Annotated in this window: 9 protein-coding genes; all 9 read right to left on the bottom strand. The window is 43.8% G+C overall.

Annotation, left to right across the window (positions count from 1 at the left end; translation table 11 throughout):
- Positions 1 to 255: 255 nt before the first annotated feature.
- The 9 genes from UB32_RS16805 to UB32_RS16760 all read right to left on the bottom strand — a co-directional run bounded on the left by UB32_RS16805 (position 256) and on the right by UB32_RS16760 (position 7,038).
- On the bottom strand, positions 256 to 543 hold the full coding sequence (locus tag UB32_RS16805; RefSeq protein ID WP_044395877.1) for an EscU/YscU/HrcU family type III secretion system export apparatus switch protein: 288 nt from the start codon (positions 541 to 543) through the stop codon (positions 256 to 258).
- Entirely contained in the window at positions 540 to 2,396 is a 1,857-nt protein-coding gene (locus UB32_RS19130) for a hypothetical protein (RefSeq protein ID WP_052807089.1), read from the bottom strand. The genes UB32_RS16805 and UB32_RS19130 overlap by 4 nt, the downstream gene beginning before the upstream one ends.
- 3 nt (positions 2,397 to 2,399) lie before the next feature.
- The gene (locus UB32_RS16790; RefSeq protein WP_044395875.1) at positions 2,400 to 3,188 is read right to left on the bottom strand and encodes a ribonuclease HII; all 789 of its coding nucleotides are present in this window, start codon (positions 3,186 to 3,188) and stop codon (positions 2,400 to 2,402) included.
- Between the two features lie 89 nt (positions 3,189 to 3,277).
- Entirely contained in the window at positions 3,278 to 4,153 is an 876-nt protein-coding gene (ylqF, locus tag UB32_RS16785; RefSeq protein WP_044395872.1) for a ribosome biogenesis GTPase YlqF, read from the bottom strand.
- Between the two features lie 42 nt (positions 4,154 to 4,195).
- Entirely contained in the window at positions 4,196 to 4,750 is a 555-nt protein-coding gene (lepB, locus tag UB32_RS16780) for a signal peptidase I (RefSeq protein WP_044395870.1), read from the bottom strand.
- A gap of 159 nt (positions 4,751 to 4,909) precedes the next feature.
- Positions 4,910 to 5,254 carry a 50S ribosomal protein L19 gene (gene rplS / locus UB32_RS16775; protein WP_044395869.1) on the bottom strand — a complete coding sequence of 115 codons (345 nt, stop codon included), beginning with the start codon at positions 5,252 to 5,254 and terminating at the stop codon, positions 4,910 to 4,912.
- Between the two features lie 130 nt (positions 5,255 to 5,384).
- Entirely contained in the window at positions 5,385 to 6,125 is a 741-nt protein-coding gene (gene trmD, locus UB32_RS16770) for a tRNA (guanosine(37)-N1)-methyltransferase TrmD (protein ID WP_128721579.1), read from the bottom strand.
- A gap of 2 nt (positions 6,126 to 6,127) precedes the next feature.
- Positions 6,128 to 6,643 (bottom strand): ribosome maturation factor RimM, encoded by a 516-nt coding sequence (gene rimM / locus UB32_RS16765; RefSeq protein ID WP_044395866.1) that lies wholly within the window; start codon positions 6,641 to 6,643, stop codon positions 6,128 to 6,130.
- Between the two features lie 8 nt (positions 6,644 to 6,651).
- Entirely contained in the window at positions 6,652 to 7,038 is a 387-nt protein-coding gene (locus UB32_RS16760) for a YlqD family protein (RefSeq protein ID WP_044395864.1), read from the bottom strand.
- Between the last annotated feature and the right edge of the window lie 179 nt (positions 7,039 to 7,217).

The following is a 7,217-nucleotide window of genomic DNA, read 5'->3' as shown; positions in this document are numbered from 1 at the left end:
TGAAATCCACGTATTTTTATTCAAAATGAATGTTTTTATACAATAAAACGGATGAATAGGAAGCATTCTCACATAATTATACGCTAAAAAAATTTTATCGGACAGACTCATAGGCGCTGGAGCTAGAAAATTCCCAGAGTGAATTTTATACTTTTGTATCAAAATAGAAATTCATTTTCATTGTAGATGGTGGCTACGGATTCGTAGCCATGGTGGTTTCTTATTCTTCTAAAAAACTATTTATGCTGATACAAACTATGCTTTTCGTTTCCCTGCTTGCTGATCGAGATGATAGATATACGAAAAAACCTCGGCCACTGCTTGGTACAGTTCCTCTGGTATTCTGTCATTCAATTCCAGTTGCGATAATACTTCTACCAAGGATGGGTCCTCCTGGATGGGGATATCTTGCTCTTTTGCTTTTTCGATGATCTGCTGAGCAACCAGACCCTTGCCCTTTGCTACCACTTTTGGGGCTTCTGCACTATCGGCGTTATACCCTAAGGCCACTGCTGTCTTTCTTGTATACTTAGGAGTTTTCATATTTTTATATCCACCCCGTTATATTCATTTTGCTCATATAATTTTGCTAGACTGCGTTCAGTCCGTTCCGCTTTCCCTTGTCCAGGCATATGAAAATGAACAGCAGACAGTTGATAATTCAATTTAGTCAATTTTTTTTTCAATACTGGTGTCATTTGTTCGGCCAGTTTTTTAAGCTCGGGGTGATCATTAAAAACCTGAATGCTCATGACTCGATTCTGAACCTGCATATCGATAATAATATCGTCAAGATGCTGTAGATTTAGATAAAAGAGGACACGGCAGAAATCAGCGTCTATTTTGCCATTCTCCGTCCTTTTCCCGCTCCACTGCATCGAGAGTTCGCTTGTCTTGCCTCCCTGAATAAAAGGGACCTGGACTACGAGCTGCTGAATTGGACCTGATTCCTGCGACAGCAGCTGAAAGCCTGTAAGTTTATTTACCAACGGCTCTGCAGCCTCTTTGACAGCCAGCGGAGGATCTTCATGCAACAAGCGGAGGGTCAGTGATTTAAGTGTATCTGGTACTTGTACTTTGCCCTGCTCTCCTCCCTTTAAGACTTCACTTAGATGATGTTCAAACGAGAGGCCAAGAGCAGAAAGGAATCCCTTTATTTTTGTATCGGACAAAAGGGAGATTCCCTCTTCCTGAAGAGCAAGCGCTGGCTCTGCATGGACAGCTGCTTCTGCTACCAGCTGCGCATGGAGAGCCCCTATACTCGCTTGCTGCTGTTTTCCTGCAGCCTCTAACAGCTTTAAGCCTGCTTGACCCCAGTCTGCCTCCCCAGCAAGTAGGAGGGGCAGGGAGTCGCTGACATTCGAGTGTGATAATAGCTGTTTAAAGGCAAGGAGTCCTGTTTGCAAATTCGTGTCCTTGCCATTAGTCCTGTCAAAAATGAACGCAAGTGAGTCTGCGACGACATCGACAGAAAAGGGGGTTTTGGGGCTGAAACTTGCCATTAGCTGACGTGCGGAAGCACCGTTTCCCTTCTCGATGAGCGTTAAGACTGTTTTTACAAATCTCCATCCTTCTGGCAGGTTTTCTTCTGTTCCATCGAGATTTTGAAGAATTGATACCAGCTGCTGTAAAACATTGTTTTCACTGCTTTTCACCGGAATCGCTCCGTACTGTTGAAGCAAATCCAAAGCGGCTTCGCTCCGTTTGCCATTGCTGCCGAGCCATATTGAAGCAAGATGGTTCAATACGGCTGCAGAGGAACTATTCCTGTTTGCTGGCAGCATCTCATCCAATAGTTTTTTCAGGCTTGCAACCGTCTCTGTTTCTTCTGCTGCCTCCAAAGACTTTCCAAGCTGCTCCATTAGCATTACGAGGGACTGTTCCTTCGTGGTTGTATAAAGTGCCTCAAATACAGTCTTGGTTACAGGCATGCCCCTTGTCAGCAGCATCTTGATCGCATCCTGACCAGCAGTCCTGGATTCAACCGTTTTTAACCATTCGGATGAGAGTTTAAGAAGCTCACCATTGACTGGAAGCTGTTCCTTGATAAAAAAACGGACTAGATCCAGATTTTCTTTAGTCGGCTGCAATCCTAATTCCGATAGGATTCTCGTCATGCTTCCGTGCTGGTCCTTCTCATTCGCACTTGAACTGATCAGCTTTAAGTGGATCTTTCCTTCTCCAGGCTGAACCTGGAACCAGTAACGTTCATTAGCTGATAACGGCACTTCTAATTGGGCGACCACTTTTTGGCTTCCGATTAGCACCTCTGCTATGTGCTCAGGGTAAAGCTTGATGATTTTCCCATTGATGAGTTGTCCTGGGCGGAATTCGGTCATTTGGGTCTGCTTTGCTGTCTTTTCGGTAAATAAACTTTTAAGCTTTCCTGTTTCCATGGTTCACCCGCTTTGCCAAGTCTGCTGAATACACTCTCTTACGGGAGCGAAGGTTTTCCGATGATGGTCTGTTACCCCGTGTTCTTTCAGGGCAGTCAGGTGCGCAGCGGTTCCATAACCCATATTAGCCTGAAAGCCATATTGCGGGTATCGGTCATCCAGCTCCATCATCAGCCGATCACGAGTTACTTTTGCAATGACCGAAGCAGCGGCTATGGAAACGCTTCTGGCATCCCCTTTGATTAATGCTTCAAATGGATAAGGTGTTTCAAGCTTGACTGCATCAATCAACAGAAAATCAGGAAGGATTTTCAATTGGGCTGTCGCTTGGAGCATTGCTTTTTTACTTGCCTCAAGAATATTGATTTCATCAATTTCGGCTGCTTCGATGATTCCGACTCCGACAGAAAGAGCCTGGTTATGAATGATGTCAAAAAATTCTTCCCTTTTCGCTTTTGACAGTTTCTTAGAATCATTGAGACCTGGAAGATAAAAATCCTCCGGCAAAATGACCGCACCAGCAACAACCGGACCGGCTAACGGTCCGCGGCCGGCTTCATCGATTCCGGCGATGAGCTTGAAACCCTCGGACCAATACTTTCTTTCAAACAAAGTCATCTCAACAAATTGTCTGCGGGCATGTTCTTTTTGCACTTCTTGCTTTTCCCACTTTGCGATGAGTTTTTGAACACCATTGCGGTTGTCAGTTCTCCATTTCTCAATAAATTCTCTATCGACTTTCTTATTGCTGAATAGCAGCCGATCAATTTCGGCAATTGTCCAATTATTCATATCCTTTTTCCCCTAATTATGTCTATAGTATGTATCGGCAAGAAAAAGATAAAATAAAGGACCTGAAATCAGGACCTTTATTTTCCAATTTATTTATCTGTTGCTTCATCACGCAACAAGTCACGTGGTCGTTCAAAAGAAAGAGGACCTAATTTTTCCGTGCGTATTTCCCTGATTACTAGTTCTGCGACTTTGTCGTAGTCAACAAACCCGCCAGGCATTCTGCAACCCCGGAGATCGCCAATCTCATCAAACAGTTCGACGATATCCTCAGGGAATGCGGAAAGCTTGTATCTTTCCTGAAGACGATCAGGATAATGCTTTTCCAAGAACCTTAAAGCATATACAGCCAAATCTTGAAGATTAAGGATTGTATCTTTAATGGCCCCTGTTATCGCGAGCTTGGTTCCCACTTCCTGATCCTCAAACTTTGGCCAGAGGATCCCCGGAGTATCAAGAAGTTCAAGTTCTTTTCCAACCTTGATCCATTGCTGAGCTTTCGTTACCCCCGGCTTGTTTCCGGTCTGGGCGATATTTTTCCCAGCTAGACGATTGATCAAAGTTGATTTCCCTGCGTTCGGAATACCGATAATCATCGCTCGAATTGCTCTTGGCTTGATCCCTCTAGATTTTAAGCGGTCCAGTTTATCCTTAAGCAGCACTTTTGATTCCTGGACAATTTGCTTTAAGCCCGTCCCGGCTTGTGAATTGATTGCTAGTGCAGTAACCCCTTTTTGCCGATAGTAGCGCAGCCACTCCTCGGTGACTGCTTTGTCGGCCATATCCGCCTTGTTCAATAAAACGATCCTTGGTTTATGCTGGATGATTTCCTCAATCATCGGATTTCTCGATGAGTACGGAATTCTCGCATCTACCAGCTCAAATATGACATCGACTAGCTTTAATTTTTCCGTGACTTCTCTGCGTGCCTTCGCCATATGGCCTGGGAACCATTGGATTGTCAAAGCAGCCACCTCCTATCTGTTTGCATCTTGATGATCCAAGGACTAATCGATTGTACGGAAGTCCTTAATTGGCCAGTAAATGATATTTGTTTGTCCCAAGACCTTTTCGAATGGAACAGTGCCGATATGACGGCTGTCCTTGCTGAAACGGCGATTATCGCCCATAACGAAAAGATGCCCTTCAGGGACTGTTGCCGTGCCAATCTTTTCTTCTAGCGTGAAAGGGTCCGTCAGCGGTCCATCAATTACCTCTTTTTTATATTCTTCCAAGTATGGTTCTTCGAATGCTTTGCCATTTACATAAAGCGTGTCATTTTTATATTCTATCCTATCACCAGGAAGGCCGATCACTCTTTTTATGTAATCTTTGTTCTCGGGTGCATGAAAAACGATGATATCAAATCTTTCAGGCTCTCCGATTTTATAGCTTAGCTTATTAACAATCATCCGATCCTGGTCATGCAGGGTCGGCATCATCGATAATCCATCCACGACAATGGGTGCAAATAAAAAGTATCGGATGACTGCTGCTAGTAAGACAGCGATCAGAAGCGCTTTCGTCCATTCCCATAGTTCGTTTTTCTTGTTTTCGGCCATTCTTTTCCCACCATTCCTAAATAAAAGTAGTTTAAGTACATAGCTTTATTTTACATAAGTCAGTCACGATAAACACGATGGGTGATGATTTTTTAAAAAAATTTTTTATAATGAAAAAGGAGCTTAGCTAGGTAGCAAGCTCCTTTTTGACATTCATTCTTATCGAATTTCCTTGATCCGGGCTTTTTTACCACGCAGGTTACGCAGGTAGTAAAGTTTTGCACGGCGAACTTTACCGCGGCGGATTACTTCAAGCTTCGCAATTTTCGGTGTGTGGACAGGGAAAGTACGCTCAACGCCTACTCCGTAAGAAACCTTACGGACTGTAAAAGTTTCACTGATTCCACCACCACGACGCTTAATCACTACACCTTCAAACAACTGGATACGTTCGCGAGTTCCCTCAACTATCTTAACGTGAACACGTACCGTGTCACCAGGACGGAAAGATGGAAGATCTGTGCGAAGTTGTGCTTTTGTGATTTCTTCGATTAATTGTTGCATCGTTTTCAACTCCTCCCACGAATGCTCTTGCACAGTTTCATTGCAGCGGAACATTGTTATAAGCGGCATATAGCACGTTTGCTTTTGGCCACAAGAAGTATCTTACCATAAATAGGAGCTAACTGCAATACTATTCATTAACGTTAATCAGCTTATCGAGCCATTTTTTTTGCTGATCCGTCAAGTTTGCGTTTTCGAGTAAATCCGGCCTGCGGTTCAGCGTCCTTCTCATGCTTTCCTTCATCCGCCAGTCTTCGATCAACTTATGATTTCCGGAGACGAGCACTTCAGGTACCTTCATTCCCCGGAAATCTGCCGGTCTAGTATAGTGCGGGTGCTCAAGCAGGCCTGTGCTGAAGGAATCCTGGAGATGGGACTGTTCACTGCCCAGTACACCGGGAAGCAAGCGAACAACGCTGTCAATTACGACCATTGCCCCAAGCTCGCCGCCTGTGAGGACATAATCTCCGATCGAAATTTCATCGGTAATGATGTGCTCACGAATTCTTTCATCATATCCCTCATAATGTCCGCAGATGAAAATCAAATGTTCTTCCTGTGCTAGCTGTTCGGCCTTTTTCTGTGTATACCTTTCCCCCTGGGGACACATAAGAATGACTCTTGGTGGAGTGCTTTTTGCCTGTTCTGTTAAATATGTCACCGCATCGAAAATTGGCTGGGGCTTTAATACCATGCCAGCTCCGCCGCCATATGGATAGTCATCGACTGTCTGGTGCTTGTCATTTGCAAACTCTCTGAAATTGATGATATTGTACTGCACCGCTCCTTTTTCAGAAGCCTTTTTCAAAATGGAGTGGCCCAATACACCCTCGAACATTTCCGGAAAAATAGACAGAACATCGATGTTCATCATCATAGAAGCCCTTCCATCGGCTCAATCACAATAATCTTTTCCTTGACGTCTACCTTTTTCACAACGTTTTCTATATACGGGATCAGGATTTCCTTGCTCTTCTCTCCTTTAACGACCCAAACATCGTTTGCACCTGGGGTGAGAATCTCGATTACTTTGCCGAGTTCTTCACCGGATGTCGTCATCATCGTGCAGCCGATAATATCCTGAAAATAGAACTCGTCTTCCGCCAATTCACCGCGCTGTGTCTCAGGAACTTTGAGAATCCCACCCCTTAATCTTTCAACCTGATTAACATTATCCAAACCTTCAAATGTCAGCAAATTGAAATTTTTATGGGTTCTGTGGGTTTTTATAATCAATTCCTCCGGATCCTTACAACCTGGCATGAATAAAAATAGCGAATTTCCAATTTTAAAGCGCTCCTCTGGAAAGTCCGTCCTCGAGATCACTCTTACCTCGCCACGGATTCCATGAGTGTTGACGATTTTTCCGACATTAAAAAACTTCTCCATCTTTCCTATCACCTCTCGCGTATTTCGGTTACAATGCCATCTTTTACAATTATCGTCTTTCCTAATGTTTCCCATTGATCACCGATATTCACTTCAACAATCCCTTGAAGCTCTGTTTCTTTCCATTCACTCCCTAGCGGAAGAATATGTAATTGATCTATTTGAAAATCCAGGAGCTTGATTTTTTCCTGATGGGTTTTTATTTTTTGCTCAAAATGCTTTTTCAGTGTTTCAGGCGAAAACTGCTTTGATTTTTCAAGCTTCTTACGTTCAAATCTCAGTTGATCGCATTCTTTCTGGAGCTGAAGCTTTTTGGAATGGTATTTACGGTGGATTTTTTCTTTGCTTTCTTCTGTCAGTACCTGCTTGACAACGATCGTTTGCAGCACCTTCAAAGCTTTCCCTCCTTAAAGCCCACCTGTTCACAGCACTCTTCCAGGTGCTTAACACAGATAACCATCATCCTTACTATATCGTGTATCTATTATACCTTAACTTCTGAACAAAGAACAAAAAGCGCAAGCGCCTCGAACAGCCCCGACAAGCGCTGGAGGGCCGACCAGTGAAGTCGTTC

The sequence above is a fragment of the Mesobacillus subterraneus genome, from assembly GCF_000934845.1.
Classification (GTDB): domain Bacteria; phylum Bacillota; class Bacilli; order Bacillales; family Cytobacillaceae; genus Mesobacillus; species Mesobacillus stamsii.
The sequence above is the reverse complement of the archived record's forward strand: the minus strand, read 5'-3'. Positions and strand labels throughout refer to the sequence as shown.